The 18,830-nt window shown below is 72.9% G+C and carries 18 protein-coding genes and 1 riboswitch; of the genes, 12 read left to right on the top strand and 6 right to left on the bottom strand.

The window, feature by feature from the left end:
• Positions 1-345: 345 nt before the first annotated feature.
• Positions 346-519 (bottom strand): hypothetical protein, encoded by a 174-nt coding sequence (locus ACFVS9_RS15020; protein WP_389932370.1) that lies wholly within the window; start codon positions 517-519, stop codon positions 346-348.
• Between the two features lie 221 nt (positions 520-740).
• Here ACFVS9_RS15020 and ACFVS9_RS15015 point away from each other — a divergent pair, with 221 nt between their 5' ends.
• Positions 741-1,958, top strand: coding sequence for a cysteine desulfurase-like protein (locus ACFVS9_RS15015; protein ID WP_389932368.1), 1,218 nt, complete (start codon positions 741-743; stop codon positions 1,956-1,958).
• Positions 1,959-2,033: 75 nt separating this feature from the next.
• Here ACFVS9_RS15015 and ACFVS9_RS15010 read toward each other — a convergent pair whose 3' ends face one another.
• Positions 2,034-2,822 (bottom strand): IclR family transcriptional regulator, encoded by a 789-nt coding sequence (locus ACFVS9_RS15010; RefSeq protein WP_389932366.1) that lies wholly within the window; start codon positions 2,820-2,822, stop codon positions 2,034-2,036.
• Positions 2,823-2,957: 135 nt separating this feature from the next.
• Here ACFVS9_RS15010 and ACFVS9_RS15005 point away from each other — a divergent pair, with 135 nt between their 5' ends.
• Both ACFVS9_RS15005 and ACFVS9_RS15000 read left to right on the top strand, forming a co-directional pair.
• Positions 2,958-4,421: a gluconate:H+ symporter gene (locus ACFVS9_RS15005; RefSeq protein ID WP_389932364.1), complete on the top strand. Its 1,464-nt coding sequence runs from the start codon at positions 2,958-2,960 to the stop codon at positions 4,419-4,421.
• A 56-nt stretch (positions 4,422-4,477) separates the two neighbouring features.
• Positions 4,478-5,806 carry an enolase C-terminal domain-like protein gene (locus ACFVS9_RS15000; RefSeq protein WP_389932363.1) on the top strand — a complete coding sequence of 443 codons (1,329 nt, stop codon included), beginning with the start codon at positions 4,478-4,480 and terminating at the stop codon, positions 5,804-5,806.
• 134 nt (positions 5,807-5,940) lie between these two features.
• Here the strand turns inward: ACFVS9_RS15000 and ACFVS9_RS14995 are convergent, their stop codons facing one another.
• Positions 5,941-6,816 (bottom strand): SDR family NAD(P)-dependent oxidoreductase, encoded by an 876-nt coding sequence (locus ACFVS9_RS14995; RefSeq protein WP_389932362.1) that lies wholly within the window; start codon positions 6,814-6,816, stop codon positions 5,941-5,943.
• A gap of 142 nt (positions 6,817-6,958) precedes the next feature.
• Here ACFVS9_RS14995 and ACFVS9_RS14990 point away from each other — a divergent pair, with 142 nt between their 5' ends.
• Complete coding sequence (locus ACFVS9_RS14990; RefSeq protein ID WP_383118388.1) at positions 6,959-7,903, top strand: LysR family transcriptional regulator; 945 nt, start codon at positions 6,959-6,961, stop codon at positions 7,901-7,903.
• Here ACFVS9_RS14990 and ACFVS9_RS14985 read toward each other — a convergent pair.
• Positions 7,851-8,660 (bottom strand): ABC transporter ATP-binding protein, encoded by an 810-nt coding sequence (locus ACFVS9_RS14985; protein ID WP_383118387.1) that lies wholly within the window; start codon positions 8,658-8,660, stop codon positions 7,851-7,853. The genes ACFVS9_RS14990 and ACFVS9_RS14985 overlap by 53 nt on opposite strands.
• A 440-nt stretch (positions 8,661-9,100) precedes the next feature.
• On the opposite strand from ACFVS9_RS14985, the gene ACFVS9_RS14980 reads away from it, so the two are divergent.
• The 3 genes from ACFVS9_RS14980 to ACFVS9_RS14970 all read left to right on the top strand — a co-directional run bounded on the left by ACFVS9_RS14980 (position 9,101) and on the right by ACFVS9_RS14970 (position 12,887).
• The gene (locus ACFVS9_RS14980) at positions 9,101-9,790 is read left to right on the top strand and encodes a FadR/GntR family transcriptional regulator (RefSeq protein WP_389932358.1); all 690 of its coding nucleotides are present in this window, start codon (positions 9,101-9,103) and stop codon (positions 9,788-9,790) included.
• A gap of 253 nt (positions 9,791-10,043) precedes the next feature.
• A complete protein-coding gene (locus ACFVS9_RS14975) occupies positions 10,044-12,317 on the top strand; it encodes a heavy metal translocating P-type ATPase (protein WP_389932356.1) in 2,274 nt (757 codons plus the stop codon).
• Between the two features lie 117 nt (positions 12,318-12,434).
• Positions 12,435-12,887, top strand: a complete 453-nt coding sequence (locus ACFVS9_RS14970) for a flavodoxin family protein (protein ID WP_389932353.1) — start codon at positions 12,435-12,437, stop codon at positions 12,885-12,887.
• Between the two features lie 146 nt (positions 12,888-13,033).
• Here ACFVS9_RS14970 and ACFVS9_RS14965 read toward each other — a convergent pair whose 3' ends face one another.
• Positions 13,034-13,429 (bottom strand): molybdopterin-binding protein, encoded by a 396-nt coding sequence (locus ACFVS9_RS14965; protein ID WP_383118383.1) that lies wholly within the window; start codon positions 13,427-13,429, stop codon positions 13,034-13,036.
• A 7-nt stretch (positions 13,430-13,436) separates the two neighbouring features.
• Between ACFVS9_RS14965 and ACFVS9_RS14960 the strand changes: the two genes are divergently transcribed.
• The 4 genes from ACFVS9_RS14960 to ACFVS9_RS14945 all read left to right on the top strand — a co-directional run bounded on the left by ACFVS9_RS14960 (position 13,437) and on the right by ACFVS9_RS14945 (position 16,411).
• Entirely contained in the window at positions 13,437-13,619 is a 183-nt protein-coding gene (locus tag ACFVS9_RS14960; RefSeq protein WP_389932350.1) for a hypothetical protein, read from the top strand.
• A gap of 274 nt (positions 13,620-13,893) precedes the next feature.
• Complete coding sequence (locus ACFVS9_RS14955) at positions 13,894-14,541, top strand: TetR/AcrR family transcriptional regulator (RefSeq protein ID WP_383118381.1); 648 nt, start codon at positions 13,894-13,896, stop codon at positions 14,539-14,541.
• A gap of 402 nt (positions 14,542-14,943) precedes the next feature.
• On the top strand, positions 14,944-16,167 hold the full coding sequence (locus ACFVS9_RS14950; RefSeq protein WP_383118380.1) for a cytochrome P450: 1,224 nt from the start codon (positions 14,944-14,946) through the stop codon (positions 16,165-16,167).
• A gap of 52 nt (positions 16,168-16,219) precedes the next feature.
• The gene (locus ACFVS9_RS14945; RefSeq protein ID WP_383118379.1) at positions 16,220-16,411 is read left to right on the top strand and encodes a ferredoxin; all 192 of its coding nucleotides are present in this window, start codon (positions 16,220-16,222) and stop codon (positions 16,409-16,411) included.
• Positions 16,412-17,025: 614 nt separating this feature from the next.
• Here the strand turns inward: ACFVS9_RS14945 and ACFVS9_RS14940 are convergent.
• Complete coding sequence (locus ACFVS9_RS14940) at positions 17,026-17,256, bottom strand: hypothetical protein (protein ID WP_389932345.1); 231 nt, start codon at positions 17,254-17,256, stop codon at positions 17,026-17,028.
• A 357-nt stretch (positions 17,257-17,613) separates the two neighbouring features.
• A riboswitch (cyclic di-AMP (ydaO/yuaA leader) is annotated at positions 17,614-17,799 on the top strand.
• 4 nt (positions 17,800-17,803) lie between these two features.
• On the opposite strand from ACFVS9_RS14940, the gene ACFVS9_RS14935 reads away from it, so the two are divergent.
• Complete coding sequence (locus ACFVS9_RS14935; RefSeq protein WP_383118378.1) at positions 17,804-18,670, top strand: transglycosylase SLT domain-containing protein; 867 nt, start codon at positions 17,804-17,806, stop codon at positions 18,668-18,670.
• Positions 18,671-18,830 lie beyond the last annotated feature (160 nt).

Below are 18,830 nucleotides of genomic sequence, written 5' to 3'. Positions count from 1 at the left end.
CTCTCTTAAAAACACCCACTCCTAAAACACGGTACGGCGGGGCCCCCCCACGGGCGCCGAGTTGGTTACCATGTCGTTTTTGGGCGCCGGCCCCCGGCGGCTGGCCGGCCCCCGGCGGCGCTCCCTGGGGACCGGCCGCACCCGGGGGGCCCACCCGGGTGCGGCCGGGTCCTCCGGGGGTGCCTCTCCCGGGTCTTCGACTCCGGGGTCCCTCAGGGGTGAACGGAGCGGCAGGAGGCGGTGAGGCCGGGTCCCGGGCCTGCCGCCGGATTCCCGGACCGGGCGCCGTCGGACGCGACGGCCCCGGTCCGGGCCGCGCACCGAGGCCGGACGCCCGGGCGCTCGTCAGGCATCCCCGGTCCCGTGGTCGGCCGGGCGCGCCAGGGCTCTCGCCGCCCGGCCGACCAGCCGTCCGGAGGGGGCGCGGTGCGGATCGCAGAGCACGGCGGAGAACCGTACGCGCACCCCGGCGACGGCGACGGCGACCGTGACGCGGGGGGTGAGGCGCCCTGCGGGCACCGGGACGCCGGGTGGGTGCCGCGCTCCGGGAACGGCCCGTCCGGAACGGCCTCTTCGCGCCGGCAGCCGATCCGGCCGGTGCTGCCATCATGTGCCGGGAGTCCCCGGTGCGGCTCGGCGTTCGCTCCAGGGTGGCCGGCTACCCGCGACCCGGGCGAAGGAGCGCGCCCGCCGGGCCACCGCGACTCCGTCCGCCCGCCCTCCCCCTCCCGGAGTATCCCTTGAGCAGCGACAACGGCCACACCCTCGACGCGCAGGCGATCCGTTCCTGCTTCCCGGCGCTGAAGGCGGGGACCGCCCGCTTCGACGCGCCGGGCGGCACCCAGACGCCCCAGCAGGTCATCGACGCGATCGCCGACGCCCTCACCCGCCCGCTGGCGAACCGTGGAGCGCTCACGGAGGGCGCGCGCAACGCCGAGACGATCGTGACCGGCGCACGGCAGGCGCTGGCCGACCTGCTCGGTTCCGGGCCCGGGTCGGTGGTGTTCGGGCGCAGCGCCACGCAACTCGTCTACGACCTGGCGCGCACCCTGGCCAAGGACTGGGGTCCGGGGGACGAGGTGGTGGTGTCCCGGCTGGACCACGACTCCAACGTCCGCCCCTGGGTGCAGGCCGCCGAGGCCGTGGGGGCGACGGTCCGGTGGGCCGACTTCGACCCCGCGACAGGGGAACTCGGCGCCGGGCACGTCGAGGCCGTGCTGTCCGGCCGTACCCGGCTCGTCGCCGTCACCGCCGCCTCCAACCTCATCGGTACGCGCCCCGACGTCCCGGCCCTCGCGGAACTGGCGCACCGGGCCGGCGCGCTCCTCCACGTCGACGCGGTGCACTACGCCTCGCACGCCTCGGTCGACCTGGCCGCGCTGGGCGCGGACACCCTGGTCTGCTCGCCGTACAAATTCCTCGGACCGCACCTCGGCGTCCTGACCGGCAGGGCCGAACTGCTCCACAGCCTGCGGCCCGACAAACTGCTCCCGTCCAGCGACGCCGTGCCCGAGCGGTTCGAACTGGGCACCCTGCCCTACGAGCTGCTGGCGGGCGCGACGGCCGCCGTGGACTTCCTCGCCGGCCTCGCGCCCGGTGAAGGCAGCCGGCGGGAGCGTCTGGTGCGCGCGTTCGCGGCACTCACCGCGCACGAGGACCGGCTGCGCCGGCGCATCGAGGAGGGCCTGGCGCGGCTGGACGGCGTCACGGTGTACTCCCGTGCGGCGCTGCGCACCCCGACCACGCTGTTCACGGTGGCGGGCAGGAGCCCCGGGGACGTCTCCCGGCAGCTCGCCGAACGCGGCGTGGACGCACCGGCCGGATCCTTCTACGCGTACGAGGCGTCGCGGCGGCTGGGACTGGGTGAGGAGGGCGGCGTACGGGTCGGTCTCGCGCCCTACACCTGCGACGAGGACGTCGACCGGCTGCTGGACGCGCTCGACGTGCCGCGCGGCTGACCCCCGGTGAGGTGCCGGGGCGGCGGGCGTCCGGGTGGTGGGTGAGGGGCCGGGCCGGCCGGGACTCCCGGCGGATCAGCGCCAGTCGGGTGCGCCGGACACGGGGGACAGGACGCTCTCGATCTTCGTCCGGATCTCCCGCATGACCGCGACGACCCGGGCCTCGTGCTCCGCGCTGAGCCGTTCCACCGGCACCGAACAGCTGATGGCGTCGGTGGCGGGTGAGGTGTAGCGCAGGGCGAAGCCGAAGCCCGCGATGCCCGTCACCGTCTCCTCGCGGTCGATCGCGTAGCCGCGCTCGCGCACCTCGGCGAGGTCGGCCAGCAGCGTGGCGCGTCCGGTGTGCGTGTTCTCCGTACGGGGCGTCAGAGGCCCCTCGGGGAGCGGAAGCTGATCGTCGGGGCGCTCGGCGAGCAGGGCTTTGCCGAGCGCCCCGGCGTGGGCCGGGATACGGCGGCCGACCCGGCTGAGGGTGCGTACGTACTCGTGGGACTCGCGCGTCGCCAGATAGACGACGTGGGCGCCGTCCAGCCGGGCCAGATGGATGGTCTCGCCGAGCGCGTCCGAGGCCTCGTCGAGACAGGGGCGGGCGGCGCGCACATGCGGGTCGCTGTCCAGATAGCTGGTCCCCGTGTGCAGGGCGCGGATGCCGATGCCGTACAGGGAGCCCGTCGTGTCGGTGCGCACCCAGCCGCAGTCGACCAGGGTGCGCAGCAGTTGGTACATGCTGCTGCGCGGTACGCCCAGTTCCTCGGCGAGTTCGTCCAGGCGGGCCGGCCGGTCGCCGCGGGCGGCCAGGAGTTCCAGCAGCGCGACGGTACGGGAAGCCGACTTCACCCCGCGGACCCCGCTGTTCTCCGACATGTCCACATCCTAAATCGGCGCTGTCGCACCCATTGACCGCGCCGCGTTCAGCCGCCTAGCCTCCGTTCTCATACATGCACGCCATCTGCATATGGGGATGGGGTTCCGTGGCGGTTCATCCGCGTCGTCCGGGCCGTGCCCCCACCGTCCAGGCCGACGGCCCCCGCCCGGGTGCGGGCGCCGGCAGCGCGGTTCGACAGCCGCCCGGCCCCGCAGCAGCAGTCCGGGTCCGGCCGTCCGACAGTTCGAAGGGGAACCGACATGCCGCTCGTCGTGGTCGGGATCAGCGTTCTGGTGCTGCTGCTCCTGATGACCCGTATGAAACTCAACGGCTTCGCCGCCCTGTTGCTCGTGGCCGTAGGCGTGGCACTGGTGCGGGGCATCCCGGCGGTCGAGATCCCCGACATCCTCTCGGCGGGCATCGGGGACCAGGTCGGCGACACCATGCTCACCATCGGCCTCGGTGCGATGGTCGGCCGGATCATGGGCGACTCGGGAGCGGCCCAGCGGATCGCCGGCAGGCTGCTCGACGCCTTCGGGCCGCGCGGGGTCCAACTGGCCATGGTGGTCACGTCGATGCTCATCGGCGTGACCATGTTCTACGAGGTCGCCTTCATCATCATCGTGCCCATCGCGTTCACCCTCGTGCGGGTCACCGGGGTGAACCTGCTCTGGGTCGGCCTGCCGATGTCGATCTCCCTGTCCACGATGCACAGCTTCCTTCCGCCGCACCCGGGACCCACCGCCGTGGCCGCGACCTTCCACGCCTCCGTCGGCCACACCCTGTTCTACGGCCTCTTCATCGCCGTGCCCGCCGGTGCGCTCGTCGCGCTCCTGTGGCCGCGTCTGCCGTTCGTCCGGGCGATGAATCCCTCCATGCCCAAGGACCTGGTCAGCGAACGCGAGTTCACCGACGAGGAGATGCCCGGCCTCGGCTGGTCGCTGTGCGTGGCCCTCTTCCCGGTGGTACTGATCGCCGGCGCGGCCGTGGTCGACATGGCCGCCTCCGGCGAGAGCCCCGCCCTGCACGCGGTGGCCTTCATCGGCTCGGCGCCGATCGCGCTCCTGCTGGCCCTGCTCCTCGCGGCCTGGGCGTTCGGACCGCGGATCGGCCGCAGCCTCGCCGACGTCAGCGCGTCCTGCGCCTCCGCGGCCCGGGCGATGGCGATGATCCTCCTCGTCATCGGCGCGGGCGGAGCCTTCAAGAACGTCCTCGTCGAGGGCGGGATATCCGACTACATCAAGGACATCACCGGGGACTGGCCGGTCTCGCCGATCATCCTGGCCTGGCTCATCGCCGCCATCCTGCGCATCGCGCTCGGTTCGGCGACGGTCGCCGTGGTCACCGCCTCCGGCGTGGTGCTCCCGCTCCTGGCGGGCAGCGGAGCCCACCCCGAGATGATGGTGCTCGCCGTCTCGTGCGGATCGATCGCCTTCTCGCACGTCAACGACCCCGGGTTCTGGCTGTTCAAGGAGTACTTCAACCTCTCCGTCATCCAGGCGATCAAGGTCAGGACCGGCTACACGACCGTGCTCGCGGTCCTCGGCCTCGGCGGCGTGCTGGCGGCCGAGTGGACCCTCGACGTCATCGGCCTCTGACCCCGCCCCGGTCCCGCCTTCCCCCGCCCGCCCCCGCACCCGAGGAACCCGACCGCATGAACCAGCCGACCGTCACCCACTTCGCCGTCTACCCCGTCGCGGGCCGCGACTGCATGGAGCTGAACCTCTCCGGCGCCCACGGCCCCTTCTTCACCCGCAACATCGTCGTGCTCACGGACTCCGACGGCCGTACGGGACTGGGGGAGGTGCCCGGAGGCGAGAGGATCACCCGGACCCTGCGGGACTCCGCGTCCCTGGTCGTCGGCGCGAAGGTGGGCGACTACCAGCGCGTCCTGCGCGAGATCGGAAGCCGGTTCGCGGACCGCGACCCGGGCGGACGCGGCGCCCAGACCTACGACCTGCGGACCACGGTGCACGCCGTCACGGCCGTCGAGTCGGCCCTGCTCGACCTGCTGGGCCAGCACCTCGACGTACCGGTCGCGGCCCTGCTGGGGGACGGCCTGCAACGCGGTTCCGTACGGGTGCTGGGCTACCTCTTCCACGTCGGCGACCCGGACCGGACCGACCTGGAGTACGTCCGCGAACCCGGGTCCGGCGTCGACTGGTACCGCATCCGGCACGAGGAGGCCCTCACCCCCGACGCGATCGTCCGCCAGGCCGAGGCAGCCCACGACCTCTACGGCTTCCGGGACTTCAAGCTCAAGGGCGGGGTGCTCGCGGGCGCCGAGGAGGTCCAGGCGGTACGCGCGCTCAAGGAACGCTTCCCCGCGGCGCGCATCACCCTGGACCCCAACGGCGCCTGGTCGCTGCGCGAGGCGGTCGAGCTGTGCGCCCCGCTGGTGGGCACGCTGGCCTACGCCGAGGACCCCTGCGGGGCGGAGGACGGCTACTCGGGACGCGAGATCCTCGCCGAGTTCCGCCGCGCGACGGGACTCCCGACCGCGACCAACATGATCGCCACGGACTGGCGGCAGCTGACCCACGCCCTGGCACTCCGGTCGGTGTCCATCCCGCTGGCCGACCCGCACTTCTGGACCATGCGGGGCTCGGTGCGCGTCGCCCAGCTGTGCAACGACATGGGCCTGACCTGGGGCTGCCACTCCAACAACCACTTCGACATCTCGCTCGCCATGATCACGCACTGCGGTGCCGCGGCCCCCGGCGAGTACAACGCCCTGGACACGCACTGGATCTGGCAGGAGGGACTGGAGCGGCTCACCCTCGAACCGCCGCGCATCACCGGCGGTGAGATCGCCGTCCCCGACGCCCCCGGCCTGGGCGTCGAGATCGACATGGACCGCCTCCACGCCGCCCACGAGCTGTACCGCGAGAAGGCACTGGGGGCACGGGACGACACCGCCGCCATGCGGTACCTGGTACCCGGCTGGACGTTCGACCCCAAACGGCCCTCCCTCGTGCGGTAGGCCCCGTCCGTCGCGGGCGGCGCGGCGGCGGACGCGGACGGGTCGGGACGAACGGGCCACGGGCCGCGCGGACGACCGGGGCCGGCGGGCCGCGCGGGCCGGGCAGGACCACCGTGCGCGCGGCCCGCCGCCGGTCAGGACGAGCGGCCCGCCGCCGCGAGGAGCTTCGCCGTCCAGCCGCGTACCGCCTCGGTGAGTTCCGGGGTGACGAAGGCGAGGAGTGTGTCGTCCAGGGTCCCCTCCGGCCCGACGACCACGCCGGTGCGGCCTTCCAGCGCCGGGTCGGTGGCGGCCGCCAGGGGAGCCCTCGCGGCCGACGCGACCGGAGCCGAGACGCCCTTCAGGATCAGCTCCCAGTGGGGCCGCATCGGCGGAGGGAGGATGTCCATCGTCATCTCCGCCGCGTTGGCGGTCGCCGCGGCACCGGGGTCGGCGGCCAGGACGGAGACGCCCCGGGGCCGGAGGCGCGCGGCGAGCTCGACGGTATGGGCGAGATGAGCCAGCTTGGCCCGCCCCGTCGCCGCCAGACCGTAGTGCGGGCCCGGCGGTTCGGCGTCGTCGAACACGGCCTGCGCCGCGGCGACGGCACCCGAGGTGACGTTCACGACGCGGCTCGGAGCGGCTGCGGCGAGCGGGTCGAGCAGCGCCTCGGTGAGGACGTACGGGGAGAGGTGGTTGAGCACGACGCTCCCCTCGATGCCCTCCGGGCCCTCCCACCGCTCGGTCCACATGCCGCCCACGTTGTTCACCAGAAGGCCCAGGCCGCCCTCACCGGCGAGCCGCTCTCCCAGCCGCCGGGTCTCCGCCAGCGAGGACAGGTCCGCACGGACGAAGCGCCCCGCGCGGCGCCCGGCCGCCCCGTCGACGCGGGACACCGCCGCCTCCCCCCGGGCCGCGTCCCGCCCGACGAGCGTGACGTCCCATCCCTGACGCGCCAGTCCCAGGGCGGTCTCCAGGCCTATGCCTCCGGTCCCGGCGGTCACCACTGCCCTCGGGGCGTGCTCGCTCATGCTGTGCTCCTGTCCTACGTCCGTCCGGGGCGGTGCGCCCCGTCCGTGCCCCAAGGAGACAAGTCCGTTGCCGGTCAGGGAAGTTCCGGTCCGGCATGGCCCGATGCCGCACCGGCATGGCCGCAGATGGGAGGATGCGTCCATGGGTGACGTGGAGATCCGGCAGGTCCACTACTTCATCGCCGTGGCGGAGGAAGGCAACTTCACCCGCGCCGCGCAACGCCTGACGATGACGCAGCCCGCGCTCTCCCGGGCGGTCCTGGCCCTGGAGAAGGCCGTCGGCGCCACACTGCTGCTGCGCACCCCGAAGGGCGTCACACTCACCGCCGCCGGTCGGGCGATGCTCGAGGAGGGCAGATCACTGCTGGCCCAGGCGGGCAACGTGACCTCGCGGGTACGCCGGGCCGCCGAGCAGCAGGCCGCCGTGACGGTCACCGGACCCGGCTGCGACGCGGACCTGCTCGACGCGATGATCCGGTCGTACAACGAAGCGGGCCCGCCGAACCCCGTCCGGATGGCCGTCGGCACCGTCGACGACCACCTCGCCCGGCTGCGGTCGGGGCAGGCGGACATCGCCCTCGTCCGCGCCCCGCTGCGCGAGCACGGACTGAACGGTGTGGTGCTGCGCCGCGAAGGCGTCCGCGTGCTGATGGGCGCCCGGCACCGGCTGGCGGGTACGGACCCCCTGCGCGTCGCCGACCTCGCCGGTGAACCCCTGCTCGACTGGCAGGGTCCGGGCGGCCGGCTCAGCGACCCCGGCCTCTGGCCGGACGGACTGCCCGGCACACCGGGGCCCCGGGTGAGCGACGGTCTGCAGATGCTGGCGGTGGTCCGGCTCGGGCAGGCGGTCGCGCTCGCGGGCCTGCCGCCGGACGGCGCCGGACCGCCGGAGGGAACCGTCAGCACCCGGCTGGAGGACGGGCCCGCCGTGCCCCTGCGGCTGGTCTGGCCGAAGGACCGGACGACCCCGGACGTCCGGCGCTTCGTCAGGCACACCCTCGACACGTTCCGGACGCGTGCGCCGGCCGGAGCCGTCAGCCGGGACGGCGGTCCGTCCGCACGCTCCACCTGCCCTCGAAGCGGCTGAGGCGCACCGGGTGGTCGAAACACGTGCTGATCCGCTCGCCGGTCAGCACCTCGTCGACAGGACCCGAGGCCAGGCACCGCCCGTCACGCAGCAGCATCACATGCGTCGTTCCCGGAGGAAGCTCCTCCAGATGGTGCGTGACCAGGACCGACGCGAGCTCCGGCGAACTCCGCTGAAGGGTGTCGAGCCGCTCGATCAGCTGCTCACGGCCCGCGACGTCCAGACCGGTCGCCGGTTCGTCCAGGAGCAGCAGCCGGGGCCGGGGCATGAGCGCCCGCGCGATCAGGGCCCGGCCCCGTTCGCCCTGGGACAGGGTCGGCCACCGCGCCTCCCGCCGCCCGGCGAGGCCGAGCAGGGCGATGAGGCTGTCGGCCAGGTCCAGTTGTCCGGCCGTCGGCGTCCAGCGGGGCAGGGGCTCGATGCTGTTGGTCAGCCCCGTCAGGACGACGTCCCGCACCCTCAGCGGTGAGCGCAGGGCGTGGCGCGGGTCGACATGACCGACGTACGTGCGCAGCTGGCGCAGGTCGACGCGCCCCAGCTCGTGGCCCAGGACCTCGACCCTGCCGCGGGTGGGATGGGCGAGAGCTCCGAGAAGGCTGAGCAGCGTGCTCTTGCCCGCGCCGTTCGCGCCGAGCAGCGCCCAGTGCTCGCCGGCCCGCACGGTCAGCGACACCTCGCTCAGGATCGGGTTCCCGTCGCGTACGAGGTCCACCTCGCGTACGCGGAGCACCGGTGGCGACTCCGTCACCGGGCTCACGCTCCGCTCCGGCCGGTGCCGGCCGGTGCCCGGCCGCAGGCCCGCAGGCCCAGGGGCACCCGCGGGGGGACAGGTACGGGACGGCGCGGGAGTCCGGAGCGGCCGGCCCGGAGTGGTGCCGCCCCGTCGTGCGGCATCGCGCCCGGGCGCCGGAGCCCTGGGTCCCGGGCCGGCGCGCCCGCCGGGAGGCCGTTCGGCCAGGAGCGCGCGTCCGGGAACGGCCCGGTGCGGGAGGAGAAGGGTGTCATCGCGGGAGAACCGCTTTCGGTCAGCCATCGGATGACCGGCACAGCCCGACACCCGCTGCGGGGGCCGGTCAGCCGTGTGTCAGGTCCCGCAGCGGCGGACGAGGAGAAGGAGCTCGTTCCGCAGCATGCCGGTACGGTAGCGGGCATCAACTCCTCAGACAACCTGAGGACTGCGCCGAGGAGTGGACACCCATGCCGCTGGGCCCCCTGAGACCCTCACCCCTGGTCGAGCAGGCCACCGGGCACCTGCGCGAACAGATCACCGGGGGCGCCTGGCCCGTGGGCACGAAACTCCCCGGAGAGACGACACTGGCCGCGACCCTGGGCGTGGGGAGGTCCACGGTCCGTGAGGCGCTGCGCGCACTCGCCGGGGCGGGGCTGGTGCGGGCACGGCAGGGAGCCGGAGTCTTCGTCATCGCCGCCGAGCCCGAGGAGGACTGGAGCACACAGCTGCGCCGCGCGGCCGTCACCGACGTCTACGAGGTGCGCACCGGCATCGAGATCGAGGCCGCGCGACTGGCCGCACGGCGCCGGACGGACGAGGACCTCGCGGCGCTCGCCGAGGCCCTGGCCGGACGCCGGGCCGCCGCGGGCGACGACGACGCCGCCTTCGTCGACGCCGACATCGCCCTGCACACCGCCGTGGTCGCCGCCGCGCACAACCCCGTGCTCTCGGCACTGTTCACCGCGTTCGTCCCCACGCTGCGCCGGGGGCTGGTCGACATGCTCGAACTGCTCGGCCTGCGCTCCGGGGACCCGAATCACGGCGATGAGCGACATGCCGCGCTGGTGGACGCCGTCGTGCGCGGGGACAGCGACGCGGCGGCCCGTGTGCTGCGCGAGGAACTGGAAGGGACGCTCGCGCGGCTCGCCTCGCTCTAGCGGGAGGTGCCGCGGTCGCCGCCGAAGGGGCCGCCTCCCCGTGCCCGCCGTCGTCCCCGTGCCCGCCGTCCCCTGGTCCCGCATCCTCCGAACAGAGGGCCCGGGTGGCTCCAGACGCCCGAATTCATACCCCCCTGGGGTATGAATTCGTAGGTCGCCGAGACTTGCCATGCATACGGGTGGGGGGTATACCTGGACGGGGAAGGGATACCCGTGAGGGGTATGCTGGCACCGATCTGAGGAGGAGCGGGAAATGACTGCCACCACACCGGGCGCCGCCCGGGTCGAGCTCGCCATCGGCGGCATGACCTGCGCCTCGTGCGCGGCCCGGGTCGAGAAGAAGCTCAACCGCATGGAGGGGGTCGAGGCCACCGTCAACTACGCCACCGAGAAGGCGCGGGTCGCCTTCGCCGAGGACGTCTCGGTCGACGACCTGATCGCCACGGTCGAAGCCACCGGCTACACGGCCCGGCGGCCGGCCCCGCCCCGCCCCGAACCGGGCGCCCCCGACGCGACCGCCGACGGCCGCGGCGAGGACGAACGCCCCGACGCCGAGCTGACGTCCCTGCGCCAGCGGCTCGTCACCGCGGTCCTGCTCGCCGCGCCGGTCATCGCGATGGCGATGATCCCGGCCCTCCAGTTCGAGTACTGGCAGTGGCTCTCCCTCACGCTCGCCGCGCCGGTCGTCACGTACGCGGCCTGGCCCTTCCACCGCGCGGCCTGGACCAACGCCCGGCACGGCGCGGCCACCATGGACACCCTGATCTCGCTCGGGACGTCGGCCGCGTTCCTGTGGTCGTTGTGGGCGCTCTTCTTCGGGACGGCGGGGATGCCGGGCATGACGCATCCCTTCGAGTTCACGATCGGCCGCAGTGACGGGTCCGGGAACATCTACCTGGAGGCCGCCGCCGGTGTCACGGCCTTCATCCTGGCCGGCCGCTACTTCGAGGCCCGCTCCAAGCGCAAGGCGGGTGCCGCGCTCAGGGCGCTCATGGAACTGGGCGCCAAGGAGGTCACCGTGCTCCGCGAGGGCCGGGAGACCACCCTGCCCACCGCCGCCCTCCAGGTGGGGGACCGCTTCCTGGTCCGCCCGGGGGAGAAGATCGCCACGGACGGGACCGTGGTGGAGGGTTCGTCCGCCGTCGACGTGTCGGCCCTCACCGGCGAGTCCGTGCCCATCGAGGTGGCCGCCGGTGACTCCGTCACGGGCGCGACCCTCAACGCCGGCGGCCGTCTCGTCGTCGAGGCCACCAGGGTCGGCGCCGACACCCAGCTGGCCCGGACCGCCGCACTCGTGGAGGAGGCCCAGAACGGCAAGGCCGCCGCCCAGCGCCTCGCCGACCGCATCTCCGCCGTGTTCGTACCGGTGGTCATCGTGCTGGCCCTCGCGACGCTCGGCATCTGGCTCGGCTCGGGCGCCGGACCGACCGCCGCCTTCACCGCCGCCGTCGCCGTGCTGATCATCGCCTGCCCCTGCGCGCTCGGCCTGGCCACACCCACCGCCCTCCTGGTCGGCACCGGGCGCGGGGCCCAGCTCGGCATCCTCATCAAGGGACCGGAGGTCCTGGAGAACACCCGCAGGGCCGACACGATCCTCCTGGACAAGACCGGCACCGTCACCACGGGGCGCATGACCCTGCTGAAGGTGCACACCGCCGGCTCCACGGACGAGACCGAAGTGCTGCGCCTCGCGGGTGCACTGGAACACTCCTCCGAACACCCGATCGCCCGGGCCGTCGCGGAGGGCGCCGCGACGAAGGCGGGCCCGCTGCCCGCCCCCGAGGACTTCACCAACGTTCCCGGTCTCGGTGTCCAGGGCGTCGTGGAGGGCCGCGCCGTGCTCGTCGGCCGCGAGAAGCTGCTGGACGCATGGTCCATCGGGCTTCCCGAGGAGCTCAGGGCCGCCAAGGACGCGGCCGAGAAGGAGGGGAGGACCGTCATCACGGTCGCCTGGGACGGCGAGGCCCGCGCGGTCCTGGAGGTCGCCGACGCCGTCAAGGAGACCAGCGCCGAAGCGGTCCGGCGGCTGCGCGCACTCGGACTCACCCCCGTCCTGCTCACCGGGGACAACCGGTTGGTCGCCGAATCCGTCGCGGCCCAGGTCGGCATCGACGAGGTCATCGCCGAGGTCATGCCGCAGGACAAGGCCGAGGTCGTCAGGAAGCTCCAGGCCGAGGGGCGCAGCGTCGCCATGGTCGGCGACGGCGTCAACGACGCCGCCGCACTCGCCCAGGCGGACCTGGGCCTGTCCATGGGGACCGGCACGGACGCCGCCATCGAGGCAGGCGACCTGACGCTCGTCCGTGGCGACCTGCGGGTGGCCGCCGACGCGATCCGGCTCGCCCGCCGGACGCTGGGCACGATCCGGTCGAATCTGTTCTGGGCCTTCGCCTACAACGTCGCGGCCATCCCGCTCGCCGCGGCCGGTCTGCTCAACCCGATGATCGCCGGGGCTGCCATGGCCTTCTCGTCGGTCTTCGTCGTCGGCAACAGCCTCCGCCTGCGCGGATTCCGCCCCATCGGCTGAGACGGCGCGCCCCCGGCCCCGCGTTCCCCGCCCGGACGCGGGGCCGAGGCGCGTGCCCCGACGCCCCCGGGAAGCCGGGTTTGCGTCCGGCGGACGGGAGCGGCAGGGTTCGGAGGTGTGGCCACCCTGCTGATCGTCCATCACACACCGTCCCCCAACTGCCAGGCGCTGTTCGAGGCGGTCGTCTCCGGCGCGACGGCGGAGGACATCGAAGGCGTACGCGTCGTGAGGCGGGCCGCGCTCTCCGCCACGGCGTCCGACGTACTCGCCGCCGACGGCTATCTGCTCGGCACCCCGGCCAACCTCGGGTACATGTCCGGCGCCCTGAAGCACTTCTTCGACCAGGTCTACTACCCGTGCCTGGACACGACGAAGGGCCGGCCGTTCGGCTACTACGTGCACGGCGGCAACGACGTCACCGGAGCCGTACGCGGCATCGAGACGATCACGACGGGCCTCGGATGGCGCCGCGTGGCCGACGCGGTGGGCGTCACCGGCGAACCGGGCAGGGCCGACACCGAGGCGTGCTGGGAACTGGGAGCGACGGTCGCCGCCGGACTGATGGACTGACCGACGCCGCCCCCGACGGGATCCGCCTGTCGCCCGTTGCCTGCCGCCGGTCGTCCGCCCGTCGTACGCCGTGGACCGGACCGGGGCCGGGGAGCCCGCCGTCGTCCGTGCCCCCGGCTGTGACCTCCCCGGTGTCCGGCGGCGCGTCAGGTGCGGTCGATGTGCACGCTGGTCGACTTCACACGGGCCGTGGCCTGCATGCCGACCTCCAGCCCCAGCTCCTCGACGGCCTCCCGGGTCAGCAGCGACACGAGGCGGTGCGGTCCGGCCTGGATCTCGACCTGCGCGGCGACGTCACCGAGCTTCACCGCGGTGACGATGCCGGCGAAGGCGTTGCGCGCCGAGGTGTACGGAGTCTCCTCCTCGCCCGGCCCCGTCTGGGCGACCTCGACGGAGAACGCGGCCAGGTCCCGGCCGTCGATGAGCCGGCGCCCGCTCTCGTCACGCCGGGTGGCGACCCGCCCGGCGTCCGCCCAGCGGCGGGCGGTGTCAGGGCTGACGCCGAGAAGACGTGCCGCCTGCCCGATGGTATAGAGCTGCATGTGCGGCATGATACGTAAAAAGGTCTGGCATGTGCAATGTTTTCAGGCGTATCGCCTTGCTGGTGCGACCTGCCGCGCGATGCTGGCGATGGTGCTCTCCGCGCCCGTGGACGGTGAGGGCGAGCATACCGGCGGCGGCATCGCCGAAGCCGCGTACGACGGGACGACGACACGCGCGGCGACGGGGTGACGCCCCGCCGGATTCGCGCCAACCCCGCGCCGTCGGCCGCGCCCGGCACCCCGCTCGCCAGGCCCGCGCGAGTGCACGCGGCGGCGCCGGCCGGAAGCGGATCCGCCCCGCCCGCATGCCGATCACCGCAGGTGGCAGGGGTTCCACAGGCGGCGGGCGGGTGTGCTGCAAGGGGGGTGCGATCATCTCGGCCATTCTTAAATCAGTTGCTTGACTCAATGGATGGTGAGCGATTGCCTGTATCCCGAGACGCCTTCGAGCGAGGAGCCGGCTGATGGAGCGCACGGTGCGGGCCGAGCAGGTCAGCGAGACCAGGGAGCGGATCCTGCGCGCCGCCGAGCGGCTCTTCGCCGAACGCGGCGTCTACGCGGTGTCCAACCGCCGGGTCAGCGAGGCCGCGCGGCAGGGCAACAACGCCGCGGTCGGCTACCACTTCGGCACGAAGGCCGACCTGGTCCGTGCGATCGCCCGGAAGCACAGCCGGCAGATCGAGGAGGCCAGGGAGCGTCAGCTCGCGGGTATCCAGGACCCCTCGGACATAGCGGAGTGGGTGGCCTGCCTGGTGCGGCCCACCACCGAGCACCTGGCCACGCTGGGCAGCCCCACCTGGTTCGCACGGTTCTGCGCCCAGGCCATGACCGACCCCGCGCTGCAGGACATCATGGCCGAGGAGTCGCTCGCCTGCCCGCCGACGCTGCGGGCCCTCGACGGGCTCAACCTCTGCCTGCCCGACCTGCCGCCCGAGGTCCATATCGAGCGCGCCGCGATGGCGCGCAACCTGGTCCTGCACACCTGTGCCGAGCGTGAACGGGCCCTCGCGGCGAACACCGCCACCTCCCGCACCAGCTGGCACGACACCGCCACCGGCCTGATCGACGCGGTCGTCGGACTGTGGACCGCGCCGGTCACACCCTGCCGCTGACGACCCCTCCGCGCCACGCCCATCCCCCCACAGGTGCATCGACGGCCCCCTCGACCCGGGCCGCCGTAGCCCGGACAGAGGCTCCATGACTCCCTCCCGCCCCCGCCAGGCCTGCGCGTACGCCGTGGAACGGCCCGGCTGCGGACCCTGGACGCGTACGCGGTCCGGTCCGCCGGGTTCCGTTCCGGCGCCCCCGCGCTCCGCGCCGCCGCCGTAGCCACCCGACCTCGGCCGGACAACCCGCCGCAACAGCAGCGGACGGCGTTCGCCTCCGTTTGCCCCGGCGTACCGCGGGCGCCCTCCGCCAGGACCGGCGGCCCCGCTCACCGACCCCTCGAAACCGCCCGCGCCTGTCAACGGCCGGCGGCACGTCAGCAACCCGCACGACGAAGTGAGGAAGCGATGACCAGCACGGTAGGTACGGAAGGTCCGCAGAGCACGTCGGCCCCGGAATTCCCGATGTCCCGGGCGGCGGGCTGCCCCTTCGATCCGCCACCCGCACTGAAGGCCGAGCAGGAACAGGGCCCGCTCAGGAAGGTCCGGCTGTGGGACGGCTCCACCCCCTGGCTGGTGACCCGCTACGCCGATCAGCGCACCCTCCTCGCCGACCCGAGGGTCAGTGCCGACATCACCCGCCCCGGGTACCCCAGCCCCGCCCCGCTGCGGGGCTCGACCTTCAGCTTCATCCTCATGGACGACCCCGAGCACGCGCGGCAGCGGCGGATGGTGACCGCCCCCTTCACGATCAAACGGATCGAGGCGCTGCGGCCGGCCGTCCAGAAGATCGTGGACGGACTGATCGACGAGATGCTGTCCGGGCCTCCGCGGACCGATCTCGTCCAGACGTTCGCGCTGCCCGTCCCGTCGCTCGTCATCTGCGCACTGCTCGGAGTGCCCTACAGCGACCACGACTTCTTCCAGGAGAACAGCAGGGCCCTCATCAGCCGCACCCTGCCCCCCGAGCAACGGAACGCGGCCCACGACAAGCTGATCGGCTATCTGGACGAGCTGATGGGCCACAAGATCGCCCGGCCCGCAGACGACCTGCTGTCAGGACTCGGCACCCGGGTCGAGGCGGGCGAGCTGTCCCGCCGGGAAGCGGCCGAGATGGGCGTGCTCCTGCTGCTCGCCGGACACGAGACCACGGCGAACATGATCGCTCTGGGCACCCTCGCCCTCCTCCAGAACCCCGACCAGCTCGCCCTGCTCCGCGACACCGAGGACCCGAAAACGGTCGCCGGCGCGGTGGAGGAACTGCTGCGCTACCTCAACATCACGCACACCGGCCGCCGCCGTGTGGCACGGGAGGACATCGAGATCGCGGGCGAGGTCATCCGGGCCGGCGAGGGCATCATCGTGCCCAACGACATCGGCAACCGCGACCCCGAGGTCTTCGCCGACCCGGACCGGCTCGACCTCCGGCGTGACGCACGGCGCCACGTCGCCTTCGGCTTCGGCGTGCACCAGTGCCTGGGGCAGCCGCTGGCCCGCATGGAACTACAGGTCGTCTACAGCACGCTCTACCGGCGCATCCCCACCCTCCGGCTGGACGCGCCCCTGGAGGAGCTGTCGTTCAAGCACGACGTGTCCGTCTACGGCGTGCACGCCCTTCCGGTGGCCTGGTGACCCCTCGTCCCCTCATCCGCCCCGCAGTGACACCGACCACGAAGGAGTGCTCATGAAGGTGATCCTCGACCAGGACAAGTGCGTGGCGTCCGGGCAGTGCGTGATCGCCGCCGACGACGTCTTCGACCAGGACGACGACGGCATCGCCGTACTGCTCGACGCCGAGCCGGACCAGGCCCGGGCGGACGACGTCCAGCAGGCCGCTGCCGTCTGTCCGGCACTCGCCATCCGTATCCAGGGCTGACGCACGGGTCGGGCGGGGGCCGCGAGCCGCGCCGGTCCACGCCCGACCGCACCTCCTACGGGACGGGGCGGTGCCGGCCCGTGGTGGCGCGGACCGTCCGGCCCCCGCCTCAGGCGGGTGATCAGGTCCCGAGCCCGGGTACGGCACGGTCTGCGGCATCCGGGCGAAGGGGTCTGCGCAGGAGCCCGGAAGTGCCTCACGGCAGGGGATGCGGTCACGGAGGACCGGCCGCGACCCTCTCGCCGTGGGGCACTTCTCGCATGTCCGGGACGGGTGCTGTGCCGCTGAGGCCCCGGGGCTGGCCGTAGCGGAGCCGCGCCCGCTCGTGGCGGCCCACGCGCCCCGCCCCGCCCCGTGCACGGCGTGATCCGGGCCCTGCCCCTTCCTCGGGGGTCGAGGGCAGGACGGTACGACCGAGGCCGGTGTACGGACACCTCTCGCGCGGCACGGACACCGAGGCGGGCCCCCCTTCCCGGGCTCGCCCCGCCCTCAGCCGTCGCCCCGCCCTGCCCCCAGCCGTCGTCCTGCCCCCGCCGTCGCCCCGCAGCAGGACGGCGCACCTCACGTGCTCAAGGGCCTATGGCCTGGGGCGCCTCCCGGCCCGTCCGGCCGTCTCAGTGCGGCTTCCAGCTGAGCTTGCCGCCGCCCACCCACCGGACCGAGGCCGGGTCGTCGAGGTCATGGACGATGATCCCCACCGTCGCGGCGGCGATCAGCACGTCCGTCATCGCGGTCGCGTTCCCGATGACCTCGCCGTCGATCTCCACGGTGCGGAAGGGCGGGTCCCCGGGCTGCACGGGCAGCACGGTGATCCGTGGGGCCGGGTGGTGCGGGCTCTCAGTCATGGGCGGATCGGTTCCACGTGGGCCCTCCGGGTATGCCTGAGCACCCACCACATGGCCCTTATGCCCGTTTTAGGGCGCTTTTGGAATTTAATCCCGTAATCCATAAAAGGCCATTTCGTGTGACCTGAGCCCCTTCGCGCTGGAGCAAATCGCCCGAATCGGACTCCGTGACCAGGGTCACCTTATGTGGACCGGACGCCCGGATGCGGAGGCCGGTTCCCTTCTGCGCCAAGAGGGGCGAGCGGCGCGGTGTGGGGTGGATTACATGAATTCCCGTGAATTGATCTTGCGAATGAATTGTGATCACCGAAGCAGGCTTGTTCCTTTCCCTATTTCTCGCCTACGGTCACCATCACTCCGGGCGGAACGCCGAATCCTGCCGCCGCCCGGTTACCCGACCACTTCTCGTACGGCAGGAGCGGGGGACCCAGGTAAGTGCCGATCCGGTATCCGGAGCGGCTCGGGGTGAAGTCGCATTCGTATGCGGCCGGGCATCTCCAGCTCGAACCCGACAGCTCACTTCGCAGGCGACGGAGAGGAATTCAGCATGCCCGAAAACGGTAAGCACCGTAGCTTCAGGACCCGTTCGCTGACCCGCGGCATCATCGCCGTGAGCACCGGCGGAGCCGCTCTGGCCCTCCCCGTGATCGGCGCGACGAGCGCCTTCGCGGCCCCGGCCCAGCCGGTCGCCGTCGAAAAGGCGGCGACGTCTACTGCCGTGACCGGCAAGGGAATTGCCGCGCAGAAGTCCGAGTCCGCGACCTATTCCGTGATCTTGGGTGACACCCTCGCCAAGATCGCACGCGAGCATTCCGTCAGCGGTGGCTGGAAGGCTCTGTACGAGGACAACCAGAAGGCTGTCGGCGGAAATCCGGACCTGATTCACCCGGGCCTGAAGCTGACCATCGGCGCCAAGGCCGAGAACAAGTCCGCGGACAAGGCCGGGAAGGCCGAATCCAAGGCCTCCGCCTCGTCCGACCGCGCCGAGGGAAGCGCCGACCGCGCCGACCGTTCGGAGCGGGCCGGAACCTCCATAGCCGAGGACGCCGTCCCCGCTGCCCAGGCCGTTCCGGCCGCCGAGCCGGTCACCTACACGAACGACCTCGACGGCTGGATCAAGGAGTCGCTCGCCGTCATGGCCGAGCACGGCATCCCCGGCACCTACGAGGGCATCCACCGCAACATCATCCGCGAGTCCTCGGGCAACCCCCAGGCCATCAACAACTGGGACTCCAACGCCGCCGCGGGCATCCCGTCCAAGGGCCTGCTCCAGGTGATCGACCCGACCTTCCAGGCCTACCACGTGCCCGGTACGTCCATGGACAGCTACGACCCGGTCGCGAACATCACCGCCGCGTGCAACTACGCCGCGGACAAGTACGGCTCGATCGACAACGTCTTCTCGGCCTACTGAGTCCTCCCCGAGGCCGGACCGCCGACGCACGCGCGTGTGACGGCGGACGGGTGACGGAGTGACAGGACCGGCGGGTGGTGGGGGGGGGGGGGGGGCCCCCCCCCCCCCCCCGGGGGCCGGGCCCGCGCCGGGCGCCGCCCCGCGCCCCCCCCCGGGCCCG

The sequence above is a fragment of the Streptomyces sp. NPDC058008 genome (assembly GCF_042886395.1).
Lineage (GTDB): Bacteria > Actinomycetota > Actinomycetes > Streptomycetales > Streptomycetaceae > Streptomyces.
This window is presented reverse-complemented; position numbering and strand designations above follow the sequence as displayed.